This is a genomic window from Eupransor demetentiae (genome assembly GCF_963930865.1).
GTDB classification, from domain to species: domain Bacteria; phylum Bacillota; class Bacilli; order Lactobacillales; family Lactobacillaceae; genus Eupransor; species Eupransor demetentiae.
In genome coordinates this window covers 666,062-691,123 of sequence record NZ_CAWVOH010000001.1, presented here as the reverse complement: position 1 = coordinate 691,123, position 25,062 = coordinate 666,062, and the positions used below count along the sequence as shown (strand labels likewise).

General features: G+C 43.5%; 31 protein-coding genes and 1 tRNA gene. 30 read left to right on the top strand and 2 right to left on the bottom strand.

Annotated features, from left to right (window positions below; all coding sequences use genetic code 11):
* The first annotated feature begins 36 nt into the window (after positions 1 to 36).
* The 22 genes from ABSY64_RS03425 (at position 37) to mscL (ending at position 16,140) form a co-directional block, all read left to right on the top strand.
* On the top strand, positions 37 to 867 hold the full coding sequence (locus tag ABSY64_RS03425) for a minor capsid protein (protein ID WP_349641667.1): 831 nt from the start codon (positions 37 to 39) through the stop codon (positions 865 to 867).
* An 8-nt stretch (positions 868 to 875) separates the two neighbouring features.
* Positions 876 to 1,130, top strand: coding sequence for a hypothetical protein (locus tag ABSY64_RS03420; protein WP_349641666.1), 255 nt, complete (start codon positions 876 to 878; stop codon positions 1,128 to 1,130).
* Positions 1,131 to 1,259: 129 nt separating this feature from the next.
* Positions 1,260 to 1,820 (top strand): DUF4355 domain-containing protein, encoded by a 561-nt coding sequence (locus ABSY64_RS03415; RefSeq protein ID WP_349641665.1) that lies wholly within the window; start codon positions 1,260 to 1,262, stop codon positions 1,818 to 1,820.
* An 11-nt stretch (positions 1,821 to 1,831) separates the two neighbouring features.
* The gene (locus ABSY64_RS03410) at positions 1,832 to 2,701 is read left to right on the top strand and encodes a phage capsid protein (protein WP_349641664.1); all 870 of its coding nucleotides are present in this window, start codon (positions 1,832 to 1,834) and stop codon (positions 2,699 to 2,701) included.
* A gap of 13 nt (positions 2,702 to 2,714) precedes the next feature.
* A complete protein-coding gene (locus ABSY64_RS03405) occupies positions 2,715 to 3,050 on the top strand; it encodes a phage head-tail connector protein (protein WP_349641663.1) in 336 nt (111 codons plus the stop codon).
* Complete coding sequence (locus tag ABSY64_RS03400; RefSeq protein WP_349641662.1) at positions 3,047 to 3,370, top strand: hypothetical protein; 324 nt, start codon at positions 3,047 to 3,049, stop codon at positions 3,368 to 3,370. Before ABSY64_RS03405 ends, ABSY64_RS03400 begins: the two co-directional genes overlap by 4 nt.
* Positions 3,360 to 3,722 (top strand): HK97 gp10 family phage protein, encoded by a 363-nt coding sequence (locus ABSY64_RS03395; protein ID WP_349641661.1) that lies wholly within the window; start codon positions 3,360 to 3,362, stop codon positions 3,720 to 3,722. Before ABSY64_RS03400 ends, ABSY64_RS03395 begins: the two co-directional genes overlap by 11 nt.
* Positions 3,715 to 4,122: a hypothetical protein gene (locus ABSY64_RS03390; protein ID WP_349641660.1), complete on the top strand. Its 408-nt coding sequence runs from the start codon at positions 3,715 to 3,717 to the stop codon at positions 4,120 to 4,122. The genes ABSY64_RS03395 and ABSY64_RS03390 overlap by 8 nt, the downstream gene beginning before the upstream one ends.
* Positions 4,123 to 4,145: 23 nt before the next feature.
* On the top strand, positions 4,146 to 4,706 hold the full coding sequence (locus tag ABSY64_RS03385) for a phage major tail protein, TP901-1 family (RefSeq protein ID WP_349641659.1): 561 nt from the start codon (positions 4,146 to 4,148) through the stop codon (positions 4,704 to 4,706).
* Between the two features lie 75 nt (positions 4,707 to 4,781).
* Positions 4,782 to 5,132: a tail assembly chaperone gene (locus ABSY64_RS03380; RefSeq protein WP_349641658.1), complete on the top strand. Its 351-nt coding sequence runs from the start codon at positions 4,782 to 4,784 to the stop codon at positions 5,130 to 5,132.
* A 95-nt stretch (positions 5,133 to 5,227) separates the two neighbouring features.
* A complete protein-coding gene (locus tag ABSY64_RS03375; RefSeq protein WP_349641657.1) occupies positions 5,228 to 5,557 on the top strand; it encodes a hypothetical protein in 330 nt (109 codons plus the stop codon).
* Positions 5,550 to 8,492 (top strand): phage tail tape measure protein, encoded by a 2,943-nt coding sequence (locus ABSY64_RS03370; protein WP_349641656.1) that lies wholly within the window; start codon positions 5,550 to 5,552, stop codon positions 8,490 to 8,492. The genes ABSY64_RS03375 and ABSY64_RS03370 overlap by 8 nt, the downstream gene beginning before the upstream one ends.
* Positions 8,493 to 8,501: 9 nt before the next feature.
* Positions 8,502 to 9,296 (top strand): distal tail protein Dit, encoded by a 795-nt coding sequence (locus tag ABSY64_RS03365; protein WP_349641655.1) that lies wholly within the window; start codon positions 8,502 to 8,504, stop codon positions 9,294 to 9,296.
* A 35-nt stretch (positions 9,297 to 9,331) separates the two neighbouring features.
* Positions 9,332 to 11,581 (top strand): phage tail spike protein, encoded by a 2,250-nt coding sequence (locus tag ABSY64_RS03360; RefSeq protein WP_349641654.1) that lies wholly within the window; start codon positions 9,332 to 9,334, stop codon positions 11,579 to 11,581.
* The gene (locus ABSY64_RS03355; RefSeq protein ID WP_349641653.1) at positions 11,578 to 12,003 is read left to right on the top strand and encodes a DUF1617 family protein; all 426 of its coding nucleotides are present in this window, start codon (positions 11,578 to 11,580) and stop codon (positions 12,001 to 12,003) included. The genes ABSY64_RS03360 and ABSY64_RS03355 overlap by 4 nt, the downstream gene beginning before the upstream one ends.
* Positions 11,987 to 13,438 carry a BppU family phage baseplate upper protein gene (locus tag ABSY64_RS03350; protein ID WP_349641652.1) on the top strand — a complete coding sequence of 484 codons (1,452 nt, stop codon included), beginning with the start codon at positions 11,987 to 11,989 and terminating at the stop codon, positions 13,436 to 13,438. Before ABSY64_RS03355 ends, ABSY64_RS03350 begins: the two co-directional genes overlap by 17 nt.
* Before the next feature lie 12 nt (positions 13,439 to 13,450).
* Positions 13,451 to 13,858 carry a hypothetical protein gene (locus tag ABSY64_RS03345; RefSeq protein WP_349641651.1) on the top strand — a complete coding sequence of 136 codons (408 nt, stop codon included), beginning with the start codon at positions 13,451 to 13,453 and terminating at the stop codon, positions 13,856 to 13,858.
* Positions 13,845 to 14,171 carry a hypothetical protein gene (locus ABSY64_RS03340; protein ID WP_349641650.1) on the top strand — a complete coding sequence of 109 codons (327 nt, stop codon included), beginning with the start codon at positions 13,845 to 13,847 and terminating at the stop codon, positions 14,169 to 14,171. The genes ABSY64_RS03345 and ABSY64_RS03340 overlap by 14 nt, the downstream gene beginning before the upstream one ends.
* Entirely contained in the window at positions 14,168 to 14,509 is a 342-nt protein-coding gene (locus ABSY64_RS03335; protein WP_349641649.1) for a phage holin, LLH family, read from the top strand. Before ABSY64_RS03340 ends, ABSY64_RS03335 begins: the two co-directional genes overlap by 4 nt.
* A gap of 1 nt (position 14,510) precedes the next feature.
* The gene (locus ABSY64_RS03330; RefSeq protein ID WP_349641648.1) at positions 14,511 to 15,386 is read left to right on the top strand and encodes a peptidoglycan amidohydrolase family protein; all 876 of its coding nucleotides are present in this window, start codon (positions 14,511 to 14,513) and stop codon (positions 15,384 to 15,386) included.
* A gap of 172 nt (positions 15,387 to 15,558) precedes the next feature.
* Positions 15,559 to 15,720 (top strand): hypothetical protein, encoded by a 162-nt coding sequence (locus ABSY64_RS03325; protein ID WP_349641647.1) that lies wholly within the window; start codon positions 15,559 to 15,561, stop codon positions 15,718 to 15,720.
* A 39-nt stretch (positions 15,721 to 15,759) separates the two neighbouring features.
* Positions 15,760 to 16,140, top strand: a complete 381-nt coding sequence (gene mscL / locus ABSY64_RS03320) for a large conductance mechanosensitive channel protein MscL (RefSeq protein ID WP_349641646.1) — start codon at positions 15,760 to 15,762, stop codon at positions 16,138 to 16,140.
* Positions 16,141 to 16,249: 109 nt separating this feature from the next.
* Here mscL and ABSY64_RS03315 read toward each other — a convergent pair.
* Positions 16,250 to 16,322, bottom strand: a tRNA-Arg gene (locus tag ABSY64_RS03315).
* 144 nt (positions 16,323 to 16,466) lie between these two features.
* Between ABSY64_RS03315 and upp the strand changes: the two genes are divergently transcribed.
* From upp to ABSY64_RS03290, 5 genes are all read left to right on the top strand, one after another.
* Complete coding sequence (gene upp / locus ABSY64_RS03310; protein ID WP_349641645.1) at positions 16,467 to 17,096, top strand: uracil phosphoribosyltransferase; 630 nt, start codon at positions 16,467 to 16,469, stop codon at positions 17,094 to 17,096.
* A gap of 10 nt (positions 17,097 to 17,106) precedes the next feature.
* On the top strand, positions 17,107 to 18,495 hold the full coding sequence (locus ABSY64_RS03305) for a D-alanyl-D-alanine carboxypeptidase family protein (RefSeq protein WP_349641644.1): 1,389 nt from the start codon (positions 17,107 to 17,109) through the stop codon (positions 18,493 to 18,495).
* A gap of 169 nt (positions 18,496 to 18,664) precedes the next feature.
* The gene (locus ABSY64_RS03300) at positions 18,665 to 19,294 is read left to right on the top strand and encodes an NEAT domain-containing protein (protein ID WP_349641643.1); all 630 of its coding nucleotides are present in this window, start codon (positions 18,665 to 18,667) and stop codon (positions 19,292 to 19,294) included.
* 90 nt (positions 19,295 to 19,384) lie between these two features.
* Complete coding sequence (locus tag ABSY64_RS03295) at positions 19,385 to 20,284, top strand: KxYKxGKxW signal peptide domain-containing protein (RefSeq protein ID WP_349641642.1); 900 nt, start codon at positions 19,385 to 19,387, stop codon at positions 20,282 to 20,284.
* A gap of 33 nt (positions 20,285 to 20,317) precedes the next feature.
* On the top strand, positions 20,318 to 21,562 hold the full coding sequence (locus tag ABSY64_RS03290; RefSeq protein WP_349641641.1) for an NEAT domain-containing protein: 1,245 nt from the start codon (positions 20,318 to 20,320) through the stop codon (positions 21,560 to 21,562).
* Positions 21,563 to 21,655: 93 nt separating this feature from the next.
* Here the strand turns inward: ABSY64_RS03290 and ABSY64_RS03285 are convergent, their stop codons facing one another.
* Positions 21,656 to 21,922 (bottom strand): CsbD family protein, encoded by a 267-nt coding sequence (locus ABSY64_RS03285; protein WP_349641640.1) that lies wholly within the window; start codon positions 21,920 to 21,922, stop codon positions 21,656 to 21,658.
* A 424-nt stretch (positions 21,923 to 22,346) separates the two neighbouring features.
* Here ABSY64_RS03285 and ABSY64_RS03280 point away from each other — a divergent pair, with 424 nt between their 5' ends.
* The 3 genes from ABSY64_RS03280 to ABSY64_RS03270 all read left to right on the top strand — a co-directional run bounded on the left by ABSY64_RS03280 (position 22,347) and on the right by ABSY64_RS03270 (position 25,061).
* Positions 22,347 to 23,258: a KxYKxGKxW signal peptide domain-containing protein gene (locus ABSY64_RS03280; RefSeq protein ID WP_349641639.1), complete on the top strand. Its 912-nt coding sequence runs from the start codon at positions 22,347 to 22,349 to the stop codon at positions 23,256 to 23,258.
* Positions 23,259 to 23,453: 195 nt separating this feature from the next.
* Positions 23,454 to 24,251, top strand: a complete 798-nt coding sequence (map, locus tag ABSY64_RS03275; RefSeq protein ID WP_349641638.1) for a type I methionyl aminopeptidase — start codon at positions 23,454 to 23,456, stop codon at positions 24,249 to 24,251.
* A 39-nt stretch (positions 24,252 to 24,290) separates the two neighbouring features.
* A complete protein-coding gene (locus tag ABSY64_RS03270; protein WP_349641637.1) occupies positions 24,291 to 25,061 on the top strand; it encodes a YveK family protein in 771 nt (256 codons plus the stop codon).
* Position 25,062: the final 1 nt, after the last annotated feature.

The following is a 25,062-nucleotide window of genomic DNA, read 5'->3' as shown; positions in this document are numbered from 1 at the left end:
TGCGTTGGTTTTTTTTTTTTGATTGAGAGGTAAGCAATGAACATACGTGATCAGGCCTACCGATTTAGCAAACAACAAATACGTCAGGATAAGCGCAACACCAAAGTCATTAACAAGATTGTTGATGAGAACTCAAAAGAGTTCATGCAATGGTGGGCGCTTTTTCAGTCGGTTTATCCAGAGTATGACAACACGACGAACTCACAGATACCTAATCATGAGTTAGTTAATATGTTGGATATGTACGCCATTCAGCATGGGCTGCAGCCAGCTAATGTGTCTAATGTTGACCAGCTACTCGATTATGCTTCAACAGTGTACTCCTCTGTTATCGCCAGTGAGTCGATTACCAAGATTAACAAGTCACTGCACACCGATGTGTCACAGACTGCTGACCTTGGCCAAAAGATTTACAAGCACGTTGCCGAACAGCTAACCGATGAAGAGATTAAGCGTTCGTATGATGGCCGTAAATGGTCGGATAACGTTTGGTCAAACCAAGCGCAGTTGCGTAATGACGTTTCCAAAGCAATGCGACAGGCTATGTTATCTGGCAACAACCCCATGAGCTACGCTAAGGATTTGCGTAAGAAGTTTGGAGTATTCAAATACCAAGCCGAGCGTATCTTGCGCACAGAGGGGGCTAGAGTGTCTGGTAAGCAACAAATGCGTAACATCAAGGCATCTGGATTTGATTACGCTGAATGGGTTGCCAGTGCTGGTGCTTGCCGTTACTGCATGGAAATGGACGGTAAGCGTTTCAAAGTAAGCAAGTATGGCAGCGACCCGTACGTGTTGCCCAAGCACCATAATTGCCGTTGTGCGGTAGTTGCTGCGGATAATCCCGATGACATTATTGATGGATAGGAGAAATGATGAAGTATCGCAAGAGTGTTGATGTGGAAGCCTACAAGGTTTCGAAAGATGATTTTTTGAAGAATGAAAATGTTCCTGATTGGATTGGCAACTTTAACTTTTCCGTTGACGAAAAGGGAAACTTCCGTGTTGATCTAATGGGGATGACTGGTATCTCGACAGCCGGTGATGGCGACTATCTCGTTCACAGTAACGATGAAGTCTACGCCGTGGCTCAAGGTGTATTTGAAAAGACTTACGAAAAGGCGGACTAAACAGTCTGCCTTTTTATATTACGTGCCTAAGCAAGCCTTTAACTGCTTATTGAACTTTTAAACGGAGCGACCTTGTGGAACTTGTGCCGATTGGTGGAAGCTGTGCAGGCGCTGTGCAAAGGAGAAGTTATGACAGACGAAGCTAAAAATGAAAACGTACAAGGTGGTGGTAATGATGGCTTGCAAGAAGGGCAAGGGCAAGAAGACCAAGTAACCACATACACGGCTGAAGAAGCACAGAAGATGGCTGAACAAGAAGCTGAACGACGTGTTGCTAAGGTTCGTGCTAAGTGGGAAAAAGAGCAGCAGGCAAAGCTAGATGAAGCCAAGTCTGAGGGCGCTAAGTTAGCCAAGATGAGCGAAGATGAGAAACGTCAGGCCGAACAGGAAAAGCAAGAAGCTGAGTACAAGAAGCGCCTTGATGAATTGAACCGACGTGAATTGACGGCTAACACTCGTGACGTATTGTCCGAGAAAGGTTTACCTTCAGATTTGGCAGATAGCCTTGTAACGCTAGGAGACGCCGAAGCCATCAATAAGACGGTTGATGTGTTGACTAGCACGATTGAAAAGCAAGTAAACGCTAAGGTTGATGCGAAGTTGAGCGGCAGCGGCAAGCCTAACGGTTCTGCCTCTGAGCTTGATAACGTTGATAACCCGTTTGCTGCAAAGATGAAGAAATATCAATAAGGAGGCCATAAATGGCTAATGAACAAATTTTTGACAAGCAATTTGCCGGTTTGATTGTACCGGTATTCCGCTCATTGTCTGCTTTCCAACCAGCTTTTGGAGATTTGCAGACGATTGATGGTGTAACTGATAACGCAACTATGTTTTCTATCAAGTCTACTGACTTGCCTGCAGAACTTGGTAAGTATAGTACCGATGCTAACACCGCCTTTGGAAACGGTTCTGACAACTCAAATCGTTTTGGTAAGTTGAAAGAAGTCATCTACAAGAATACTGACGTGCCTTACGACGATACTTGGGCTATTCGTGAAGGGCTTGACCGTTTCACTGTGAACGCTGAATTGAACCAAGCCGTAGCTGACCGATTGGACTTGCAAGCACAAGCCAAGGTTCGTTTGTTTAACAACTTGTTTGGTAAGAAGTTGACCGACAATGCTGACAAGGACTTGGGTTCTGCATCAGACGTAGTGAAGGTGTTCGGTAAGGCATCACAAGAATACACGGACATGGAAATCACTGTTCCTGTACGTGCTTACGTTGATCCAGAAACATACAACGCTATTGTGGACGCATCAGCAACCACGACCGCTAAGAACTCAGCAACTAACATCGACACTAATGGTGTAGTGATGTTGAAGGGCATCCGTGTTACTGAAGTGCCTACGCAATACATGCAAGGGGCTAAGGTTATCTTTGCTCCTGACAACGTTGGACGTGCATTCTTGGGTATTAACATCGTTCGTACCATTGATGCTACTAACTTTGCTGGTGTTGAATTGCAAGGTGCTGGTAAGTACGGTGCATGGATTTCCGACAACAACAAGAAGGCTATCTTGACGGCTGGTAAGTCTGGTTCAAGCGCAGCTAAGTCAGGTAACTAAGAGAGGCAAGTAAATGACAGTAGCAAAACGATACGCCAAGCTAGTTAGCAACACGGTTAGTGTTGAAGATAAGCTTGATATTCTTGAAGAAGAGGTGCGCAATCGTCTAGCTGTCTTGCTTGGGATTGAAGACCCAACCCGTATCCCGACGAAGTTCGACTATATCGTGAATGATGTGACGGCATCACGTTTTTCTCGCATCGGTAACGAGGGTATGAAGTCATCATCACAGGACGGTTTAACCATGACTTTCCGTGACAATGACTTTGACCCTTACATGAAAGAGATTAACGCCTATCGGGATAAGGACAATTATGGGCCACGGCGAGGGAGGGCGATTTTCTATTGAACATGTCAACAGAAATTGTCTTGTACAACAAGGCAAAACGCTCAAAAGACCCTCGTGTGAAACAGCCTGGAACAGCTAACGTCAAGATTGGGAGTTTTATTGCGAACGTGACAACCATGTCCGCTGCAAAATCCTATCGTGACTATGGTGTTGTGGCCTATGACCAGTTAATTATTCGTACAGCTATGCCGCTGCCTAGCTTTGAATTTGCAATTGTTGATGGTAATCAGTATGTGCCGATTGAAGGCCAACAGGTTGGTTATCGCAAGTCCGTCACAGTTAAGCTAAACGGCACGAAGGAGCGCACAGATGTCAATTAGGGTTGAAGGGGCAGACAAGTTTGTGTCAGCAATGACCAACAAGCGACAGCTATTGCCTGAACGTGCTAAGCGGTTAGTTCAAACGACAGCAGCTAGCACACAACAACAGGCAGCACGTCTTGCTCCCGTCAAAACTGGTTTTCTGAAGCGCAGCACGAATATTAATGTGGTTAGCACCTCAACTACTGCTGTTGGTACAGTGACAGCGAACGCCTATAACAAGAATTTCAACTATGGTTACGCCCAAGAAAACGGAACTCGGTTTATCAAACCTAAGCTGTTCATGTATCAGGCGTTTATGGCTCATAAAAACGTCTTCATTAGCAATCTGGAGGCTATCCTAAATGGTTGACACACCAGAATACGCCCTATATAAGGAAATCGGAGGACATCTACTGGATATGGTTGGCGAAGAACGTTATTTTGACGTTGCGCCAGACTTTAAGCAGTTTGATCACGATGAACCGATTGTTTATATGGGCGCTACAAGTCTTCAACAGTACACACCGGCCAAAGGCGTGTTGCGTTCTAAACCATCCTTAACCGTCCATGTATTTGGCGATAAGGAAGACCGACAAACCGTTGAAGAACTTAAAAACAAAATTTATCAGTACGTCATGGGTCTCTCTGAGATTGATGGCTACACTGTCGAACTTGACCCCATGTACACCGTTAACTCGGTACAAGAGGAGCAAGAAGACAACGTCATTCTATGGCACGGTACGTTAGATGTAACGTTCCGTGTTTTTTAGTGTAATAAGAAAGGATTATATACATGGCAGAAACAGGCTTGAAGGCACTGTCTGGCGGTAAGGCCTTGGTATTTGCTCGTTTGCTTGAAGACGAAGCAAAGCGCAAGGGTATCAAGGTTGCTTATCAGACAACTTATTCATACAAGACCTCGCGAGACAAGAAGACCGAAGATACCAAGGACGGATCAGTTTCAAAGGGTGGTTCAACTGATGGAACTTTGTCGTTGGAAATCTTGGCTTCTAACCAAGATATCTTGGACATGTTGGACGATGCCAACGAACAAAACAAAAAGGTTGAATTCTGGATTGTCTATACGGATACTCCAGGTTCTGCGGCAGATACTTATGCAGCACGTTACATGCGTGCCGGATTGACTTCAATGGAAGAAGGCGCCGACTCAGACGCTTCATTGACTCGTAAGTTTGAAGCCAATATCGACGGCGGATTTGCCAAGCGTGGCGAATTGACGCTTAAGCTTGACGACGCAAGTAACGGCACTGATTACAACTTCCGTGATTTGGGCGTCGTTTCCAGTTCAGAGTCATCTAACAGTGCTACGGCACCTAAGTCGACTAGCAAGTAATTTATGACAGCGACGGCGGATTATACGTCCGAACGGGGTTAAAAGCCCGATAAAAACTAAGAATGAGGTAACAAAATGGCTTTTACACTAACTATCAATGGAACTGAACATCAATTTAAGTTTGGCATGCGCTTTATCCGTGAGTTGGACAAGACTAAGGAAGTTGATGCTAACGGCGTTAAGTTTGGTGTTGGCGTTGAAATGGGTATTAACCGTCTGGTTTCAATGAACGACCCAGAAGCGCTTGAAGATATTCTGATTTCAGCAAACGCAGCAGCAGATGAAAAGTTGACTGTGGAAGAAATGGACGCTTACTTGGAAGATGACAACACTAACATTGATGAATTAACTGAAAAGGTTATCGATGCGTTGTTAAATTCAAAGTTTACGTCAAAAAAGGTGGCCGCAGCTCAACAGAGCAAGTAAGCGGCCAAGAGCAAGACAGCGCAACCACGTACCACGAATTGTTGGTAAACGGGTTGCGCTATTTTGGTTTATCCAGTGTTTCTCAACTCGAAGATATGACGATTGATGAGTACAACTTGCGCATGGAAGCCTATCAACTTTCAGAGTTGGACCATCAAAAAGATATCCACATGCAGGCGTTCGCTAATGCTTTGATTCAAGGCACTGACAAGTCCGGTAAACCTATTTTTAAAGACTTCGATAGTTTCTATGGAAAAGAGTTTGAAAGCAACTACAACCGCCTTAAGGAGCGTTATAACCCTAATGCTGTTGTTGATTTCGACGAACAACGCAAGCTGATGAAACTACAAAAAAAACAAAAAATCGAGAAAGAATACAATCTCGATCTATTAGACAAATTGGAAAGGAGGGTAAATCATGAGTGAACAATACGAAATAAAGACAGTATTTAGTGCTGATACATCAGGATTTGATTCAGGAACTCAGAAAGCCATTAATGGCATGAAAAATTTTAGCAGTTCAACTTCAAACGTGGCTAGTTCAGTTCAAAATAAGATTCAATCAATCGGAACAGGCATGCAAATTGCCGAGGCCGCCGTTTCAGTTCTAGGTGTTTCAGCGCTTAAGTCATACGGTTCGTTTTCATCAACGATGAACCAAGCGGCTGTTGTTGCCGGTGGTACCGCTAAGGATATTAAGGGGTTAACTAAAGTTGCCGAAGAAATGGGTAACGAGTTGCCGGTTTCATCTAAGGAAGCTGCTGATGCCATGCTTTCCATGGCACGAGATGGTGCTTCATTGGACCAAATCAAAGCGGAATTTCCTGCCGTTGCTCGTGCTGCCACGGCCGCTGGTGCTGATTTACAGACTACGGCCAACGTTGTACAGCAAGCGATGAACATTTGGGGTAAGTCGATTGGTACTCCTGCGCAGGCTGCTGCTGATTTGACCCAAACGGCTAACCTGTCTAACGCCTCTATTGAAGATATGCAGCAAGCATTGGCCACGATTGGTGGTACTGCTTCTAATGCAGGTATCTCGATGCAAGATACCTCGACGGCCATTGGTTTGTTGACCAACAAGGGATTTAGTGCGGCACAGGCCTCTCAAGACTTGAACCACGCTATTATCCAGATGCAAGCACCTTCTAAGATTGCTTCAAAGGAAATGCAAGCCCTTGGCCTTAGTTTTAATGATGCGCAAGGTAATATGAAGCCATTCCCACAGATTCTTCAAGAAATCAGTGACAAGACAAAGGACATGTCATCTTCGGAGCGAGCTGCGGCCCTTAAAAATATGTTCGGTACTTCTGGTATGGGTGCCATGCTTCCATTGCTAGAAAGTATTCAGGACAAGACCGGAAGCACAACTACTTCTTGGGATGCATTTTCTAAGGAACTACAAAAAACCACCAGTTCTGGTTCACAAGCTACTGCTTTCTTGGAAAGTCAAGCGGCCGAAATGCAACAGAACATCGGTTCTAAGTTAAAGCGTTTGAGTGATAACTGGGGTTCATTTACTAATGCAGCCATGGAGTCTAAATCAAGTGTATCAGGGGCTATGCTTGATATGGCTAATAATACTGTTCGTTGGGCAACGACCAGCAAGAGTCCATTTGCTGATGGAATTCGTAATTTTGTCGGACTGTCAACGGCTATTGGGCCAGCCGTAACAATGGCTGGTACGTTCATCACGAACATGTCAAAGATTACTGGCGTTCTTGGTTCAACCGTTAAGATTGTTGCTAATACAGCTAAGGGATTTGGTCAGTTAGTTCTAAAACTTTTAGGTGTATCAACCGGTAATACTGCCGTTGCAGGAACTTCTGCAGAAGCTGCAGCAGGTACTAAGGCTACTGGAACTGCAGCAAAGGGATCTGGTAAAAGTATGGCTGAACTAGGTTTAGCTATTTTAGAGATTGGAGCAGGAATTGCCTTGATTATTGGATCAATGGCTGCGCTAGTTCTTGCTATCACGGAACTTTCAAAGCAGGGCAAGCAAGGAATTAGAACATTAACTGCAGTTACGGTTGCAATTAGCGTTATTCTTGGAGTCCTAGCATTGCTTGGGCCAGCTCTTACAGCAGGTTCTGCTGGATTTTTGGCTTTGGGAACTGCAGCACTAGAAGTTGGTGCCGGTATTGCTTTAGCAACAGCAGGAATGTCTGCATTAGCATTTGGAGTTGCGGCTGCTGTACAGGCGTTTGCTAATTTGATTATTGCATTAAATAATTCAAATCAAGCTGCACAAAATGCCGTTCCAATCATGACAGCTATTGGCCAAGGATTTGCCATGATGATTACTAGTTTTGTAACAACGATTGCAACACAAGCACCTTTGATTTCTCAAGCGCTGCTACAAATGTTGCTTGATTTTTTAAATCAACTTGTAACCTATACACCACAAATCGTTACCAAGTTTGCTCAAATACTTATTGGATTTTTGAACGCTTTGGCTAAAAACATTCCTAAAATTGTGATTTCAGCAACTAATTTGATGATTGCTTTTATGAACGCTGTTGCTGACTCAATCCCGAAAATCATACCATCAGCAGTTAACCTTATTGTTACTTTTGTGAATTCAATAGCTGACAATCTTCAACCAATCATTGATGCTGCTATTAACCTTATCTTCAAATTTATTGATGGCCTTGTTCAAGCTATCCCGAATATTGCTGATAAGGCTCAAGACGCTGTCATGAAATTTGTTTACGGTGTCGGATATACATTGGGTGAAGTACTTCGCTCTGGTGGAGAATTAATTGACAAATTCATTAAAGGTATAACAGACGGATTTAATAATTCGAATAGGGCTGGTAAAGGTGCCGGTAATAATGCTAAAGATGGTGCCGGTTCAATCAGTTTGAATTCTGTTGGTAGACACTTAGTTGACGGATTTATAGAAGGAATCAGAGACAAAATCAATGATGCGGCAAGGATTGCTGCTAATATGGCCAAAGCAGCGTTTGATGCTGCCAAGTCTGTCCTTGGAATTCATTCACCATCTCGTCGTTTCAAAGAAATTGGTATGTTTACCGTTGCTGGTTTCATAGGTGGTGTTGATGATAATGCTAGCAAGGCAACTAATTCTATTAGCGACATGGCTCAAGGAGCAATCAATGCTGCAGGAAAAATTGTCGATGGACAAAAGTTTAACCTTGGTATTAGTCCAGAACTAACCAATGGAGTTAGTTTAAGTGACGACGGGACCGTCAAGATGAAGATGGAAGACCGGGTACAACCGGCCTATATCAATATGCAAATGGGTAACAACACTTACCAAGGGTTTGTTAACGACATTTCAACTCAGCAAGGTAACAACATCGACTTGCGTCGTAACAACGCTATTCAGGTTTATTAAGGAGGTATCATGACATACGAGTTTCGAGATATTGAAAAACACAGTTCGCCTCCTAAAGAACGCCCAATCGAGTCACTAACTTTTAACGGATATAACCTAGATGATGAAATTGAAGAATTTACCACGCTAAACGTTGATGGACGTGATAATTACACTCGTAAGTTGAACGTGGCCGACACCTTTGGCGATGGCGATTTCTTCTTAAATTCATCGCTGGATAAAAATGTTATTACAGTCAAGTTCTTCTTGATTGCTGATGATACTGATAAGTTCAACTTGGCCTTTACACGGTTGAAGTCACTGTTACAAGGCGATGAAAAGACCTTTTACTTTGACGACGAGCAAGAATTTACCCGTACTGGTACTGTTACTAAACTAACCAACACTGAGCCTGGTTCAATCGGAGTAGAGGGTAACATAGAAATTACAATGAGTGACCCATACCGATATGGCCAAGTTAAGGAAGTTAGTGGTACGAACGTAGCGTATATCAATGACCCACAAATTTTGTATCCGCAAAATGTTGATACTATCACGATTAAGAACGGGACATCGTCAGTTAACACACTTAAGTTAACGATTGGTAACGATTGGTCATTAGTCCTTAATGGTTCAATCCCGGCTAACTCAACTATCGTGGTTGACATCAATAATCGACAGATTAACCAGAATGGAACTAGTATCTTGAATTACATTGATATTACGAAAACGAATATCTTTGAAGCTCGCATTAAGCTTGGCGATCAAGTACGTGTATCGGGTGCTAAAGGGTTAAATGTTAAATACAGGGTTAAATTACTATGATTTACCTATTTGATAAAAAACAGAACATTATTGGCATGCGCAATAAGCAGGATTTCATCGAAGCCCATCTAACCGCTAAGATTAACGAAGCGATTACGATGGACTTTTCTTTGCCTGCTGGTAATTCATTTGGTAACGAAGTTCGTTATGTGGGTGTACCGCACCCATTGAAGTCTGGTCAGTTTGTCTTGTTACGCTTGATGACGATTAAAGATACAACCGATAAGACCGAATACACGGCCTATGAGTTGGCTTATCAAGAATTGTCATCATACAGCTATATCAAAGACCGCCGATTTACGAATGCGGGCCCCGAAGACTTAATGAATGTTGCTCTTGGGGATACTCCTTGGCATTTGGGTACTTGTAACATTTCTGGAACTTTACAAACTAATTTTTACTTCATCAACAATCTTGACGCCATTAGTACCGTTATTAAGGGACTAGGCGGCGAGGTTGTTTTTTATGTGACGATACAAGGCAATCAGATTACCGGTCGTTATATGGACTATGTCGTGCGTCAGGGAGAAGATACGTCCAAGGTGTTTGTTCACGGTTCTAACCTACTGACGGTTGAACGTACAGGCGATAATTCCAATATTTACACGGCCATCTTGCCACGAGGTAAGGGCGAACAGGTATCAGAAGGCGAAACCAAGGACGATGGTACACAGACCCCTGATGGGTACGGGCGTCGTATCACGATTGAAGATATTGACTGGTCAACGGCCAAGGGAAATCCCCTGAATAAACCAAAGGGTGACTTGGTACTTAATGACCCATCAGCAACGTCAGAATACGGCCATATCGACGGAAAACCTCGTTTGCTTGTAAAGACATACGACAGCATCGATAACGTCGATACGCTGATTAAAACGGCGTACAACGAGTTGATGGAAGTTAACCACCCAGCTATTCAGTATTCAGCAACGATTGCTGAAACTTCTGGACTGGATTTGGGCGATACAGTCCTCATCATGCATAACGACCGTGGATTGAGTTACAAGACCCGTGTGTTTGAGGTTAATTATGACCTAATCAACGAAGCGAATACGACCACTCAACTTGGTTCAGACCTAAGTAAGAATGGATTGTCGTCAAGCATTAACAACCTTGCCTCAACAGTTAACGCTGTTGCTGAACAAGGTGTTTGGAACATTAGTCACGGTGGTTCTGATGGTTCAGGTTCAACGTCATACGGTTCAGAAGAACCTAAGAACCCTAAGAAGGGCGATGTATGGTTCAAGCTACTGCCAAACGGTAAGACGGAGATGTATTACTTTGATGGAAACGCTTGGATACTAAGTGCTAAGACCGACCAGCAATGGGCAGATAACACGGCCGAACAGAACGGAAATCGAACGGTTTACCGTGGAACTGAACAACCAAAAACACCGCAGAAGTATGACATTTGGTACAAGGTAGACCCTAACGAAGAAAACGGAATAGCGATGTATTACTACTCCGGTTCTAAGTGGCAAAAGTTTGAGACGAGCGCTAGCACGATTTCTGGTGGTTCACTAGATTTCAATAACTTCATGGTTAAGAATCTGGCGGCCTTGAATATTAGCGCTGATCAAATTACGTCAGGCCATCTATCAGCTAACTTTATCAAAGGCGGCCAGATTGACGCATCCACAACGAACGTGATTAACATGAACGTTAAGTCGCTGGTTGGCGATGTATCACAGTTTATTAAATCAGGTTGGGACGGTAAGTACGGTTCAACTGTGATTGACGGCAATGGTATGACTGTCACAGCCGCTAACATGAAGGCTACGTTTAACACGTCTGGTGTTTTGCTGAATTATGGTAATTACAAGTTATCCATGAATTCTGGCGGTTTTATGTTTGACTCAGGTACGACCACAACAACGTTGCAACAAGATGGGCAAAAGTTTGACTATCAAGGTACAACGATCGGTTACTTGAAGATGATGAACCATAAAGGTCAGGCCAATTCATATCGTGGACTGTCAATGGACTTGGCCCAAGACGGAAAGTTCTTGGCCTTTACGTCAAGTAGTACGGCTGACTTAACGAGTTACTATGTAGGCACTGGTTTTGATCCACGTATTAAGTTGGCCTGGTATCGATATGATACTAAGGTTAATGGTGCTAATGCTGGATTTAACTTTTTTGACGATGTGACGTTCAACAACCGTATCATTGTTGGTGGTGCTGATTTGTCACAGACACTTAAGGGTATGGCTCAAACGTGGTCTATCTACCTACCAACTTCAGTAAGCAACAATCAAGCAACAGGATGGGTGAAAATTAAATGATTAAGATTAAGAATTATCAACTTGAAAACGTCGCTTTGTTTTTGAAGAATGCAAAGTTAACTGGGCAGGTATCACGCTATCGTACTCGATTGCTGAAAAAGATTGTTGCACGTATTCAAGAATTGGCCGAAGAAGAGGCAAATATCGTGACTGACAACAACTTTGAAGTTGATGAGAAGGGTAATATCGTCCAGAAAGTCCAAACAAAAGACGCCGGCCGTGAAATGGCTAAGTTGAACAAGGAACTAACTGAAATTAAGCAGGAACGTTCCATCTTCGAGGAAGATACGGAACAAGAGTTTTCAAAACTTGAAGGTGCACTAAATGAATACGAAGAAAAGCTAGCAGGCGATGAAGCAGAAGCTTACGACATCTTGCTAGATGCTTTCGAGGAAGGAAGGGAACGTGAGTCAAACCATTAATTTAAACTTGGATATTACCAAGTCAGAAATTCAAAACCCCCGAGTTTCGTTACGGCAGGGCGATGGAAACCTTGAAACACTGCACGTTACACTGACGGCCAATGGGGACCCAGTCAATCTAACTGGTAACACGGTTACTTTCATGGGGACGACTGCTGGTCAACACAAAATCGTAGATACGAACGTAAACGTCATCGACAATCCCGGTGGCGTTTTTGAATACACTTTTCCCAAGCAATGGGGAATGGATATGGGCGACTTTAAGAACGCCTATTTCAAGATTTCTCAAGGAGATAAGACCGGTTCGACGGCCTCATTCAAGGTTAAAGTACTATCTGCGGTTGATTTGAATGCTGAAAATGCCAAGGATTACATTTCGGTGGCCGATGGGGTTATTGACCAGATTAAGACTGACGGTGCTAGTCGATTATCACAGCTTAACGACAATATCGACAAGTCAAACAAGCTAAATAAGCAGGCGACTGATCTAATTACTGCAACTAATAACTCGCTTACCGGTGCTAAAGCAACAGTAGACAAGGCAACCAATGACGGTGTTTCTAAAATTAATACAGTTACCAGTACCGGATTGAACCAACTCGAAGAAATAATTAGAAGTGGTAGTGCGACGAACCCTATCTTAACGGCAACTTCTGATATGAAAATTTCGGACGCATTCAGTCATTGGGACTGGACGCCAATGAAACAAGATCAAAGCATTTGGATTGAGTTCAAGAACGCCAAATTAGTGACAACTAAGTGGGGAAACATGACCAATGTCATGGTTAACGCATCCCTTTCTAATGATTCCCTAGTACTGAATATCTATCCTTTGTCAAACCCAGCAACTTTTGGCCACCGTATAATTTCAGCAGCGTATCCAACGTATGATGATAATTCCATTAATTACATTGACATTTCGAACGGTAATTTAGATGAAGTTAAACAGAGCATTCAGAACGTTCAAAATAACGTCACAGGTCAAGGTAAATTGTTAAGCATGATGATTGACTCAAAGACCGGTGCTTATGATAACCGTATCTTGCAAAATAAGGCTGGAATTGATGCTATCAACTTGGATTTACCAGCAATAAAAAGAGGTTCATTAACTGTAGCTAAGAAGGTAAATGTCTACGGAGACAGTGGTAAAAGTAACAAGATTGGGGAGATAGCACTAGTTCGCCAAGGAATGTTTGTTGCTATCAGTGGTGCTATCCCAACAAATAGCACATATAACCGTGTTTATTTTGATGATATTACCGGTTTTAATGCTGCTCAAGATACAGCACTAGAGTTTTATGACGACTCTTCTTCTGGATTTTCAGCCTACAAAGAAGCTGGAACAAACGTATTGGTTTCTGCTTATGGTTTCCGTTCAGGTAAATCAAATCGTCTTGGTGGTATGTGGGTAACTGTTGATGCTATGCCAACGTGAAAGGAGAATTAAATGTTACGTCATATTTTAAGAAATAAAGATTTGTTCTTGATTGGATTGATTGAATTCTTTGTCGGTGTCGTGATTATCATGAAATTTAGGACACTAGAGCATCCCCTTCCACCTTTGTTGGATTGGACCGATGACTTTGGCCCTGGATTATCCTACGTCGTAATCGGCGTTGTGACGATTGTTAATTCTGCTTGGGATTTCTGGTGGTATAAGATCAGGTCATTTTTGATTATCATCAGCATTGCTTTGTTTACCGTTCTAACCCTAAGTTTTGGTTGGGACGGTATTTTAAGCCATAAGATTAGTTTTTCGACATTCATTTTCTTTGCCATGCTTGTATTCAGTTTTCTAGTTGGTATGGATGAGCCAGCCTACAAGCTAAAGGGGGTTATTGATGAAGTTGAGTGAAGCCATAGTATTGGCTGGTGTTACAGCTTTTACAACGCTAGTCGGTTACTTCTTCACTTTCAAACGGGACAGCTTCACGTATAAGAATAAGCGTGATGACACGCTTTCAGAAATTGTTAAAGAACTAAACGAGAATGTAAAAGAATCTCGTGAAGAAGTAGGAAACTTAAAGGCCGAAATAGCGAAGTTGACAGTTGAAAACGGTCAGCTTTCTAAAACGGTCAGTGAACAAAAAACAATCATTGATGATCTTAACCAACAGGTTGGTGAACTTAAAGACCAGATTGTTAGATTACAAGGAGAACAAGTATGAGTTTTAATTTAGATAACTTATTGTATTTCGCTGGAATTATTTGGACAGTTGTTTACCTGTTTAAAGAACCTTTGAAAGCGACAGTCCGATTGTTGAAGGCCAACGTCCGAAATAAGAACGTTCAATTTGCATGTAACATGGCCGAACAGGCGATTACTGCCGTGGCGAATAGCCAGTTAACCAGTGGACCAGCCAAGAAGGCAGCGGCCGTTAAGATGCTTGCAGAACGATTGCACGCTAACAACATTGGCCAACACTTTACTGAGCCTGATTTGGAGCAATATATCCAAACGACTTACGACAAGATGAACGCAGAAGCGGGAAAGGTTAGTAACTAAGATGGCATATAACGCACAAGTTGCAGTCAATACTGCACGTTCATTCGTAGGTGGTGTAACTTATTCGATGGACTGGGATAAGCGTGATGGATTAGAAGCAAACGGAACACAATACTTTGACTGTTCTGGATTTGTTTACTTTATCTTGAACGCTGCTGGAGCTATTGATCAGTCCTATTTGGAACGCAGCCACTACACCGGAACTTTGAAGCAGGATTTGGAAGCGGCAGGATTTAAGGAAGTCCAAAAGAATGCTGATGGTTCGGTAGATGCACAGGCCGGAGATATTTATATCTGGGGAACTGATTACGGAAAGGCAGCAGGAGGCGCTTGCCACACTGGCATTATGACCGGTAACGATACTGAAATCAGTTCATGTTTCTACTACCTAGGTGCCCCTAACACGGCCGTGGTAGAGTTGGACTATGACATGTATCTCGGACTAGATGGCAACCCAGAATGGCACATCTTCCGTTATATGGGTGGAGGAAGTGAAATTACGCCATCACGTCCGTTACAGCCAAAGCCAAACGGTGCTATTGAAAAGTTCAAGGCCCTAGGTGGAGAATTCTTACTTGGTGGTCAGTTAACTGTGCAAGCGGTTGAAACGCACCACGTTATCGTGCAGGCTCGAATTGATGAATTGACAGCAGAACCATTTAACTGGGACGATAACGGTATTCCATTAGACGTACTTTATAATGATGAAGCTAAGACTAATGACATTGTTGCTGGTTCAAAGGTTCGCTTCAAGCAGTCATACAACAACGGTGTCATTGATGAATACGACGTTAAAGATAACGCTGTAGGAATTGATTTCACTGATGGCAATGGCGTAGTATGGTTTGATGCCGACAAGTTCTATAACCACCCATAATTTAAGATAAACAAAAGGCTCTAACTTAATCGGTTAGAGTCTTTTTTATTTGCTATTAATTAAGTAGTGCACTTTATTTTTATTAAATTGGTTATATACGCTAAAATTTCTGTATATTTTTCCTTGGAACTGTATATAATGATGATATTAAGAAAAGGAGGATATATTTATTATGTCACAAGAAAATTTGGATGCTAAGAAGGATCAAGTCGAAGGTAAGGCAAAGGAAGCCAAAGGCAAGGCCAAGGACGTTGTTGGAGATGTAAAGGACGCTGTTGAAAACTTTGCCGACAAGGCAAAGGAAAAGTTTGAAGATGTGACAGGTAAGAAGTAATCAGGCTCGAATTTTATTTCGATACTAAGAGGGACAGCAATGAAAAAATTCTTAAATGAGTTTAAAACATTTATCTCCAGGGGAAATGTATTTGACTTGGCTGTCGGAGTGATTATTGGTAGTGCACTTGTATCCCTGGTCAAGTCGTTAACCACTAATTTGATTAACCCTTTAATCGGTGTATTTACGGGACGAAGTTCAAGTTTGGCTAATCTAAAGTTAGTCGTAACAAAGGATCTTGTCTTTACCTATGGTGCCTTCCTTAACGAACTCGTTAACTTCTTGATTATCGCTTTTGTTGTGTTCTTGTTAGTGAAGTTCTTTAATAAGTTTATAATTAAGCCTAAGAAAGAAGAAAATGAGCCTAATCAAGAACTTGTAGTGTTGCAGGAAATTAAAGACATTCTCAGCTCAAAATAGTTGTTGATGTGTTGTAAAAAAGGATTCAATCTAATTGTAGGTTGAATCCTTTTTTCACAACATAAATGCTACAAATAGCTTATAAACGCTGATATATCAACATGCTATATGCGCTCACCCAGACTCGAACTGGGAGCAAAGACTTAGGAGGTCCCCGTTTTATCCCGTTAAACTATGAGCGCAGAACCAATTCATTATAACAAAATTATCGGCTAACTATGCCAGATTTCTGCGACTTATTCCTTCTTCCAGTCTCAAAACCTGCGGTTTAGCAGGCTTTTTGGTATAATCAAGTCAAGTAAGTACAAAGGTTAGGAAGGTTTCAGATGGGACAAGTCATTGAAGTTAAGCACCCCTTGATTCAGCATAAGTTGACAATTATTCGTAATAAGGACGTTGGAACGAAGGATTTTCGTGAATTAGTTGACGAAATCGCTATGCTTCTGACTTTTGAGGCTAGCCACGATTTGCCGGTCGAAGACGTTGAAGTACAGACGCCGGTTGCTAAGACAACTCAGAAGCAGTTAGCCGGAAAGAAGCTGGCTGTCGTACCTATTTTACGTGCTGGCTTAGGGATGGTCGATGGTATTTTGCAATTGATTCCGGCTGCCAAGGTCGGTCACATTGGGATGTACCGCGATGAAGAAACTTTGCAGCCCGTCGAATACTTTTTGAAGTTGCCTGAAGACATCGATAAGCGTGATGTACTTTTGGTGGACCCAATGTTGGCAACTGGTGGTTCCGCAAAGGATGCCATTGATACCTTGAAAAAGCATGGGGCTCAGTCGATTAAGTTAATTACCTTAGTGTCGGCACCAGAAGGGATTAAGGCTGTTCAAGCAGCTCATCCGGATGTTGATATTTACACGGCTTCAATTGACGATGGTTTGAACGAAGACGGATACATTGTACCTGGTTTGGGGGATGCGGGCGATCGCCTCTTTGGCACGCACTAATTGATTTGACATGGAATTTGATCAAACAAAGCAAGAACAAGAAATGAGTCGAGCGAGTCGTCTTCGTGTACAAGAAGACGGCTACTTGAAGAAGCGGCGATGGCGTTTAGCGGGCATCGCCCTTCTTTTGTCTGTTTTAATCATTTGGGTTGTTATTATTTTCATTCGACAAAATGGCCACCAAAAAACTGCGCCGACGCAGGTGGTTAAGCCTGTCAAGCTTTCGGTGAAAGCCAAACACGCCATTGTCATCGACGCGCAGACTGGACAAATTCTGGGTCAAAAAGACAGCCATTCCCAGGTCGGCATTGCTTCTCAGAGTAAGATGTTAACTTCCTATGCAGTTTTAAAGGCGATTAAAGCCGGTAAGTTGCACTGGGATGACAAGATTGAAATTAACAAGAAGTCGGACTGGTCCAACAAGGACAACGACCGCTACGCCCATCTCGATATCCACTCCGGCCAGAAGATTCGAGTTTCTGAACTTTTTGGCGCCATGTATACTTCCTCGGCCAATGATGCCGCTTTGGCTTTGGCCGATTACGTTAAGCCTAAGGGGATGACTGAACAAGAAGCCTTGAATTTCTGGGCCCATGAATTACACCTCAATGGTTCGAAATGGTACAACGCCACTGGACAAGTTAACGAGGATATGGGTCCTTACCGGGTAAAGTCAGCTAGCGATAAAGCTGAAAATACTGCCTCAGTTGAGCAACTGGCTATTTTGGCCCGTAAGAATCTTGAACTCGATCCGAATTTACGAGACTACTACGAAAAGCTCGGCTTGGTGTACCATCCTGTCGACGGGGTCAATAAGATTAAGCGAACGGAATACGCTAAGTTCAAGCAGGAAGTTGTCCCTAAACTGAAAAATAAAGAAAAGTTGCGTTTTGAAGGTTTGAAGACGGGTTCTACGCCTGAATCTGGTGGTGCCTTTACCGGCTTACTAAAGGATCGTGACGGACATGAATTTATTACAGTTGTTTCTGGAGCAGGGCGCTACACCGACCAAATTGAGCGTTACCAGGACACGATTGATGCGGTTGAGGAAGTTTTGCAGCAGCGCAAACCGGTTACCTTTAATTCCGGTGAGAAGCTAAAGAAGGCAGAAAAAATTCGTGCCCCTAAGACCCAAGCGGGTCACTTGGAACTAACCGTTGCTGACAAGCGGACCTACTGGTTGAAGAAGTCGGCGAAGGGGCAGTTGGGCTTTGACCGTCCTAACCAGATTAAGGTTGATAGTGTTCGGGCGGGCGAAAGGGTACTTTCCCTTCGACCAGCGTTAAAGACCGATTTCCTATCTGGTAGCAAAATTGATGATTATGGTCTCCCACTGGCAAGCCAAAAGAGCGCTAAAAAAGCCAGTGATTGGCAGATATTCTGGCGCGGTATTTTTTAATTTTATATATAAATACAGATAGACCAGTTTTGTTAAATAAGTCGGAAATGCCTGTGTTATCGCATGATAAAAGATAACCAAAACATTAAGATTTTTTAAATATAATTTAGTCTTGTGCTACAATGGCCTTAGTCAAAAAGACAATGAATTTTTGATTGGAGGAATTGTTTTGGAAAAGAACGTAAAGATTAATCGTCTTCACTTAGGTAAGATGTGGTTGGCTGCTGGTGCCGTTGCACTAGGACTTAGTGCAGGTGCTATGGGTAGCCAAGCCGTCGCCTCAGCTGATGACGCTGCTCCAGTAGCAGTACAAGCCCAGGCTCAAGCTCCTGCCGCTGATTATTCAACTTTGGCTGATGGTCAGTACAATGTAAACTTCAGCATGGACAAGTACAACACTGATAAGCCATCTGTAATGGCTAAGATCATTCCTAACCCAGCTTCTGCTGTTGTTAAGGGTGATAACGTTACTTTGACTTTCAACATGGGTGGATCAAGCTTCGGCTTTGCCGGTGACTTCCTTTCATCACTTTTGAAGTCATGGACCTTTAATGGTGTTGCTGCTACTCGTGACGGCGCTAACTGGACGGTTACTTTGCCTAAGGAGGCGATGAACCACAAGATTGACATGCAAGTATCTTACTTCATGACGGAAAAGGCTGACTTGTACATCAATGGTGTGACTGAAGAAACAACTTCACCAGTTGTTTATGAAGGTCAGACTAACGAAACAAATCAAGCCGCTCCTGCAACTGCACAAGCAGCTGCTCCAGCAACCGTTTTGGATTTGTTCAAGTAATTGAGAGAAGTTGCTACTCATCTGAGTAGCTAATTAAATAGTTACCAGATGTGTAGCGTTATAGATAGTTATAGGGGAGAGAATATAATTATGGAACGCAATATGCACGTTAAGATGTTTAAAGCTGGTAAGATGTGGATGACCGCTAGTGTTGTCGCATTGGGTATCGGTGCCGCTGGCATCGCTGCTAACCAAAACATGGCTTCTGCTGATGATGTAGTCACTGCACCAGCTGCTTCAGGTTTGGCTGACGGAACTTATCAAATCGATTACTCGGTTACAAGTTCTGATTCAACTCAAGACGAACAGTTGAACGATATGTTTACTCATCCAGCAACCGCTGTTGTTTCGGGTGACAACGCTACAGTTTCACTAAGTTTGACTGGCGAAAACGCCGCTCAAATCGCTGGCTTTATCACGAACATGTCAATTGATGGTCACGCTGCCACTAAGAGTGGTACGAACTTCACGGTAACTTTGCCAAAGAGTGACTTGAAGAAGGGAACTTTGGACTTGGATGTCACCCTCAGTGCTATGGGTCAAACTCAGAGCGCTAAGGCTGGTTTCAACATTAATGACGTTGATCAAAATGGTAAGTCTGTTTTGCCTGCAACGCCAACGCCAAATCCTACTCCAGCCCCAACTCCACAGCCCACTCCTACACCTGCACCAAAGCCTGACCCAACTCCAGCACCAAAGCCAACCCCAAGTAATGGTGGCAACACACCATCTAACAACGGTGGTAAGGTAACGCCAACAAACAATGGCGGTAATGTTACCCCTGCTAACGGTGGCAATGTTGTTCCAACGAACAATGGGGGAACTACTCCTGCAGCTGACGTAACGCCAGCCGCTAAGGGTGGAAGTGCTGCTTTGCCAAAGACTGGTGCAAAGGCAATGTCACGTGTAAGTGATAATGCTGTTGCTACGTTCGGTATTTTGGCCTTGCTCGGTTTGAGCACCGCTTACAAGTACCGTCGTCAGCACTAAGACGATAAGAATTAACCAAAGAAAGAGATAGTTATGCGAGTAAAAATGTTTAAAGCCGGTAAGATGTGGATGACTGCCGGAGTTGTTGCAATGGGAATTGGTGCCGCTGGCGTTTCAGCACAGCACAATGTGGCATCTGCCGATGATGCAACAACGACTACAGCACCTGCTGCTGGTCAGTTAGCTGACGGAACTTATTCCGTTGACTATACTGTTAATAGTTCAAGTCAAGCCCAAAATGATCAATTGAACGGTTACTTTGTTCACCCTGCAACTGCTGTTGTTTCAGGTGATAACGCAACTTTGTCAATTGATATGACTGGAAATAGCGCTTCTCAGGTATCACAATTGATTTCAAGTGCTACCCTTGACGGCGCCGCAGCTACTAAGACTAGCACCGGCTTCTCTGTAGCTATCCCTAAGGCTGATTTGAAGCAAGGCTCATTGCCATTCCAAGTTAACATCGCCAACCCTATTGGTGGTTCAGTTAACGTTGATGGTAACGTTCAAATTAACAGCGTTACTTCAAACACACCAGTAGCACCTACTCCAGCTCCAAGTGACAATGGTGGTAAGGATACTGACGTTCAAACTCAAGTTGCTTTTGACATGATGAAGAAGGGGTCAACTACTGATCCTTCAGTTATGAACAAAATGCTTGACCACCCAGCTCAGATTGACTACAGCAAGGATGGCAAGTCAGCAACTTTGTCATTTACTTTCGGTGATGGCTCATCAATGGGTTCAGGAAGTACATTGTCAAACATGTTGAATTCATGGACCTTTAACGGTGTTGCCGCAACTAAGAACGGTAACACTTGGTCAGTCACTTTGCCTGTTGATCAGTTGAAGAGCAAGATTGACATGAAGGTCTCATACTTCCAAAACGAAGAAGCTGACTTGTACTTGCACGATGTTAAGATTCCTTCAGCTAAGGGTGGTGACACGCCAGCCCCAACTCCAAAGCCAAATGATAACGGTGGTAAGGGAAATGATGTAAACCCAGCCGACAAGGGTGGTAACAATACACCTTCTAACACTCCCGCAAACAAGCCTGCTAAGGGTGACAAGGTAGCACCTGCTGCTAAGGGCTTGCCTGCTTCATCATTTGCTGGTCTTGGTTTCGGTAACGCCACTGCTAAGGGTGTTGCTTTGCCAAAGACTGCTGCACAAGCAAGCAACCGTGTTGATATGCACGCTGCTGAAGCTGCTACGGGACTTGGTATCTTGGCTGCACTTGGAATGGGTGCTGCTTACAAGAGCCGTCGTCAACACTAATTAAATCTTTCTAGGAAGACACCTTCGGGTGTCTTTTTTATTTTGAGAACAACAAAAAAAAGCCGACTTTCGTCGGCTCTTTAAATCGTCTTATTATTCAGCGTCAGCGGCATCGGCTTGGTTCTTAAACTTGTTAAGACCTTCCTTGACCTTACCCTTAGCTTCAGTGAAGTTACCCTTCAATGAGTCCATCTTGTCGCCGGACCAGTCGCCCTTAATTTCTTGTGCCTTACCAGAAAGTTGATCAGTGATTGCATCAGCCTTTTCGCGCAAGTCCTTGACAGCATCCTCGTCCTTCAATAGCAAGTAAGCCAAACCGGCGTTAGCTACCAATGAAACACCTAGCAAAAAGTTCTTCATAATTTGAATCTCCTTTTATTTGTTAAGTCAATTATGGAAAAGTAGGGGGCTTTTGTCAATCGATTTTAGTAATTATTCGAAGAAAAAAGCGAATTGGTATAGTTAAAATCGAATCTTTTTGTAACCAAAATGAAACATATCAGAAGGGTGTTTTTTAGGCAAAAAAGACATTAATGTCTCGTAAATGGCCTATATCTGTCCGATTATGAACAAAAAGCGTCATTTATGCCAGATGAAATATTTCATTTGTTTTACAAAATACTCACAAATTAAAAAAAATACTTTGTTTTTTCGCGTGGTTGTGGGTTATAATAAATGTGTTGTAAGAGATTACACACGGAATAAGTGCACGCCGGAGTTGTTCCTAGAACAGCAGAAAAGGATTGCACATACTTATTCATTTCTAGATGGAGGAAAGATCATTATGAATAACACTAAGATGTACAAGTCAGGTAAGGCTTGGGTTGTCGCTGGTGCAGCTGCTGCATTGGCAATGGCTCCTGCTGTAGCAATGAACGCAGCTAACGCTGATTCAATGCGCCCAGACGGAACTGTTAAGAACGCTGACGGTTCACAAACTACGACCACTACGACTACTAACGCAGATGGTTCACATGACCAGACTTACACTACTGTAAGCCCAGTTGTTAACGCCCAAGAAGGTGCTATCGACGCTAACGATTTCACTTCTGGAATCCACACGATCAACATCAACGGATCAAACTTCGTTGACGGTCAAAAGACTGCTTTGGCAATCATGGCAGATCGTTCAAGCAACTTCCCAGATATGTACACTAGCTCATCAGACGCAAACGGTCGTTTGAAGGTATGGATTACTACTGCCGCTGGTGACAAGGATGGCGCTAACTCAGAAGTTAAGGATGCCTCAGCAACTGCTTCAAATCCTTTGGTAATCGAAGGAACTCAAGCTGGTGTTACTGGTGCCGCTATTACCTTTACCCCAGAAGCTGGTAAGGAATACGCATTGCACTACGAAATGGATCCTATCTCAGCTGACTTGTCAGGTGCCGGTGCAACTAACTTGCCTGTATGGAACAAGTTGATCGTTGGTTCAGAAAAGACTACTGTAACCACTGCTCACTTCCCTGCTGACAAGCCAGTTAACCCAACTCCAACTCCAAAGCCAACTCCTGCAGATGACACTCCTGTAACGCCAGCAAACGACACTCCTGTCGCACCTGCTGCTCACAAGGACTCAGCTTTGCCATCAACTGGTGTTAAGGCTGCTAACAACAACAACGCCGGCGTAATCGCTCTTGGTGCTGCTGCTGTTGCTGCATCATTCGGTGCATTGTCATACAAGCGTAAGCACTAAGATACGATTTATTTAATAAATCGTGGCGTGCACAACGTCTAGTTAAAAAGTCACTCTTTCGAGAGTGGCTTTTTTGTTGCATAAATATGACAAATATTACTATCTATTAACGCTAAGGCCCTAGCCCTTAAGCTCTGAGCCATTAATGTTATAATACGAAGTGAAGAAAATTTATCACAAAAAGAGGCAAAAAATATGATTTCATTAAAGTCACCCCGTGAAATTGAAGCGATGAAGAAGTCCGGGGAACTGATGGCTGGTATGCACCGCATGTTGCGTACTTTGGTTAAGCCCGGAATTGACACCTGGGAAATTGAAACCCGTTGTCGCGAATACATTGAAAGTCATGGCGGGGTTGCCGTCCAAATCGGTTTTGAAGGCTTTAAGTACGCTACGACTATCTCCATTAACAACGAAGTGGCCCACGGTTTGCCTCGTAAGGGCCTAAAGCTTAAGAACGGCGATCTTTTGAAGGTTGATACGGTCATTAGCTTGGACGGTGCTTTGTCTGACTCTGCTTGGACTTACGCTGTCGGTGAAGTTTCACCAGAAGTTAAGAAGTTGATGGAAGTGACCAAGAAGGCGCTTTATCTTGGGATTGACCAGGCTGTAATTGGTAACCGAATTGGTGATATCGGAGCGGTTATTCAGGACTACACCGAAAACCAACACCACTATGGTGATGTGCGCCAGTACATTGGCCACGGAATCGGTCCAACGATGCACGAAGAACCACAAGTGCCGCATTATGGTAAAGCCGGTCACGGTCTGCGTTTGCGCGAAGGAATGACTATTACCATTGAACCAATGATTAATCTCGGGGGCTGGGAGGTCACAACGGATGACACCCCTGAAGATGGCTGGACGGTACGTACGGCCGATGGTTCCTGGTCTGCCCAGTACGAGCATACCCTGGCCATTACCAAGGACGGTCCTAAGATCTTGACCATTCAAGATCCGGAAGAGGACGCGAAATACATTTACAAGGGTTAACGAAAAACCAGCTTGCTGTGGGAAGGAAAGTTGTGCGCTATGGAAAACGTTTTTGATTTAAGCCAATTGCTTGAGCTTCTAAAAAAGAATTGGAAAAAGATGTTTTTCCTAGCCGCCTTATTCGGCATCGCTGGTTTTTCTTATGCCAAAATTGCGATTCAACCGACTTATCAGGCGACGGTGTCAATTTTGGTTAACCGCAAGGCGGACGGCAAGGAAAAGGATAGTAATCAAGTAGATGACCAACAGGCGGCCATTCAATTGATTACAACCTACAAGGACATCATTGCCCGTCCCATTATTCAAGAAGCCGTTGCCAAGAATTTGTCGGATAAGTCGAATGATTTGCCACGGCACTACCCTGGGATGACGGCTAGTCAGGTTTCGGGCATGCTATCAACGAATTCGACCAACAACTCACAGGTTTTTTCGGTGAATGCTCGCTCGAAAAATCCACAGATGGCCGCGGATGTGGCCAACGAAACGGCACAGGTCTTTAAGCAAAAAATTTATTCTTTGATGAACATTAAGAACGTTTCGATTCTTTCCAAGGCCGATGGCCATTTATCACCGGTTTCACCCAACGTGAAGATGATTACCTTGGCTGCTGCGGTGCTGGGTTTGCTTGTGGGTATGCTTTGGGGCTTGCTCCAGTTCCTAACGGATCGTTCAGTGAAGGAAATTTCCTATCTAACGGACGACTTAGGCCTGTTAAACCTAGGCGAGGTTTCTTACATCGGCGCCTTGCCAACGGTGGGGCAGAAGCTTAATGAAGAGGCGCAACAGCGTCAGACGCTTATAGAAAATTAAA

Coding starts and splice junctions, on each gene's coding strand:
- ABSY64_RS03420 (WP_349641666.1), top strand. CDS start 876: ATGAAGTATCGCAAGAGTGTTGATGTGGAAGCCTACAAGGTTTCGAAA.
- ABSY64_RS03410 (WP_349641664.1), top strand. CDS start 1,832: ATGGCTAATGAACAAATTTTTGACAAGCAATTTGCCGGTTTGATTGTA.
- ABSY64_RS03395 (WP_349641661.1), top strand. CDS start 3,360: ATGTCAATTAGGGTTGAAGGGGCAGACAAGTTTGTGTCAGCAATGACC.
- ABSY64_RS03280 (WP_349641639.1), top strand. CDS start 22,347: ATGAATAACACTAAGATGTACAAGTCAGGTAAGGCTTGGGTTGTCGCT.
- ABSY64_RS03345 (WP_349641651.1), top strand. CDS start 13,451: ATGTTACGTCATATTTTAAGAAATAAAGATTTGTTCTTGATTGGATTG.
- ABSY64_RS03375 (WP_349641657.1), top strand. CDS start 5,228: ATGACGATTGATGAGTACAACTTGCGCATGGAAGCCTATCAACTTTCA.
- ABSY64_RS03390 (WP_349641660.1), top strand. CDS start 3,715: ATGGTTGACACACCAGAATACGCCCTATATAAGGAAATCGGAGGACAT.
- ABSY64_RS03270 (WP_349641637.1), top strand. CDS start 24,291: ATGGAAAACGTTTTTGATTTAAGCCAATTGCTTGAGCTTCTAAAAAAG.
- ABSY64_RS03330 (WP_349641648.1), top strand. CDS start 14,511: ATGGCATATAACGCACAAGTTGCAGTCAATACTGCACGTTCATTCGTA.
- upp (WP_349641645.1), top strand. CDS start 16,467: ATGGGACAAGTCATTGAAGTTAAGCACCCCTTGATTCAGCATAAGTTG.
- ABSY64_RS03340 (WP_349641650.1), top strand. CDS start 13,845: ATGAAGTTGAGTGAAGCCATAGTATTGGCTGGTGTTACAGCTTTTACA.
- ABSY64_RS03335 (WP_349641649.1), top strand. CDS start 14,168: ATGAGTTTTAATTTAGATAACTTATTGTATTTCGCTGGAATTATTTGG.
- ABSY64_RS03290 (WP_349641641.1), top strand. CDS start 20,318: ATGCGAGTAAAAATGTTTAAAGCCGGTAAGATGTGGATGACTGCCGGA.
- ABSY64_RS03425 (WP_349641667.1), top strand. CDS start 37: ATGAACATACGTGATCAGGCCTACCGATTTAGCAAACAACAAATACGT.
- ABSY64_RS03380 (WP_349641658.1), top strand. CDS start 4,782: ATGGCTTTTACACTAACTATCAATGGAACTGAACATCAATTTAAGTTT.
- ABSY64_RS03370 (WP_349641656.1), top strand. CDS start 5,550: ATGAGTGAACAATACGAAATAAAGACAGTATTTAGTGCTGATACATCA.
- ABSY64_RS03365 (WP_349641655.1), top strand. CDS start 8,502: ATGACATACGAGTTTCGAGATATTGAAAAACACAGTTCGCCTCCTAAA.
- ABSY64_RS03325 (WP_349641647.1), top strand. CDS start 15,559: ATGTCACAAGAAAATTTGGATGCTAAGAAGGATCAAGTCGAAGGTAAG.
- ABSY64_RS03405 (WP_349641663.1), top strand. CDS start 2,715: ATGACAGTAGCAAAACGATACGCCAAGCTAGTTAGCAACACGGTTAGT.
- mscL (WP_349641646.1), top strand. CDS start 15,760: ATGAAAAAATTCTTAAATGAGTTTAAAACATTTATCTCCAGGGGAAAT.
- ABSY64_RS03295 (WP_349641642.1), top strand. CDS start 19,385: ATGGAACGCAATATGCACGTTAAGATGTTTAAAGCTGGTAAGATGTGG.
- ABSY64_RS03415 (WP_349641665.1), top strand. CDS start 1,260: ATGACAGACGAAGCTAAAAATGAAAACGTACAAGGTGGTGGTAATGAT.
- ABSY64_RS03305 (WP_349641644.1), top strand. CDS start 17,107: ATGGAATTTGATCAAACAAAGCAAGAACAAGAAATGAGTCGAGCGAGT.
- ABSY64_RS03385 (WP_349641659.1), top strand. CDS start 4,146: ATGGCAGAAACAGGCTTGAAGGCACTGTCTGGCGGTAAGGCCTTGGTA.
- ABSY64_RS03355 (WP_349641653.1), top strand. CDS start 11,578: ATGATTAAGATTAAGAATTATCAACTTGAAAACGTCGCTTTGTTTTTG.
- ABSY64_RS03360 (WP_349641654.1), top strand. CDS start 9,332: ATGCGCAATAAGCAGGATTTCATCGAAGCCCATCTAACCGCTAAGATT.
- ABSY64_RS03285 (WP_349641640.1), bottom strand. CDS start 21,922: ATGAAGAACTTTTTGCTAGGTGTTTCATTGGTAGCTAACGCCGGTTTG.
- map (WP_349641638.1), top strand. CDS start 23,454: ATGATTTCATTAAAGTCACCCCGTGAAATTGAAGCGATGAAGAAGTCC.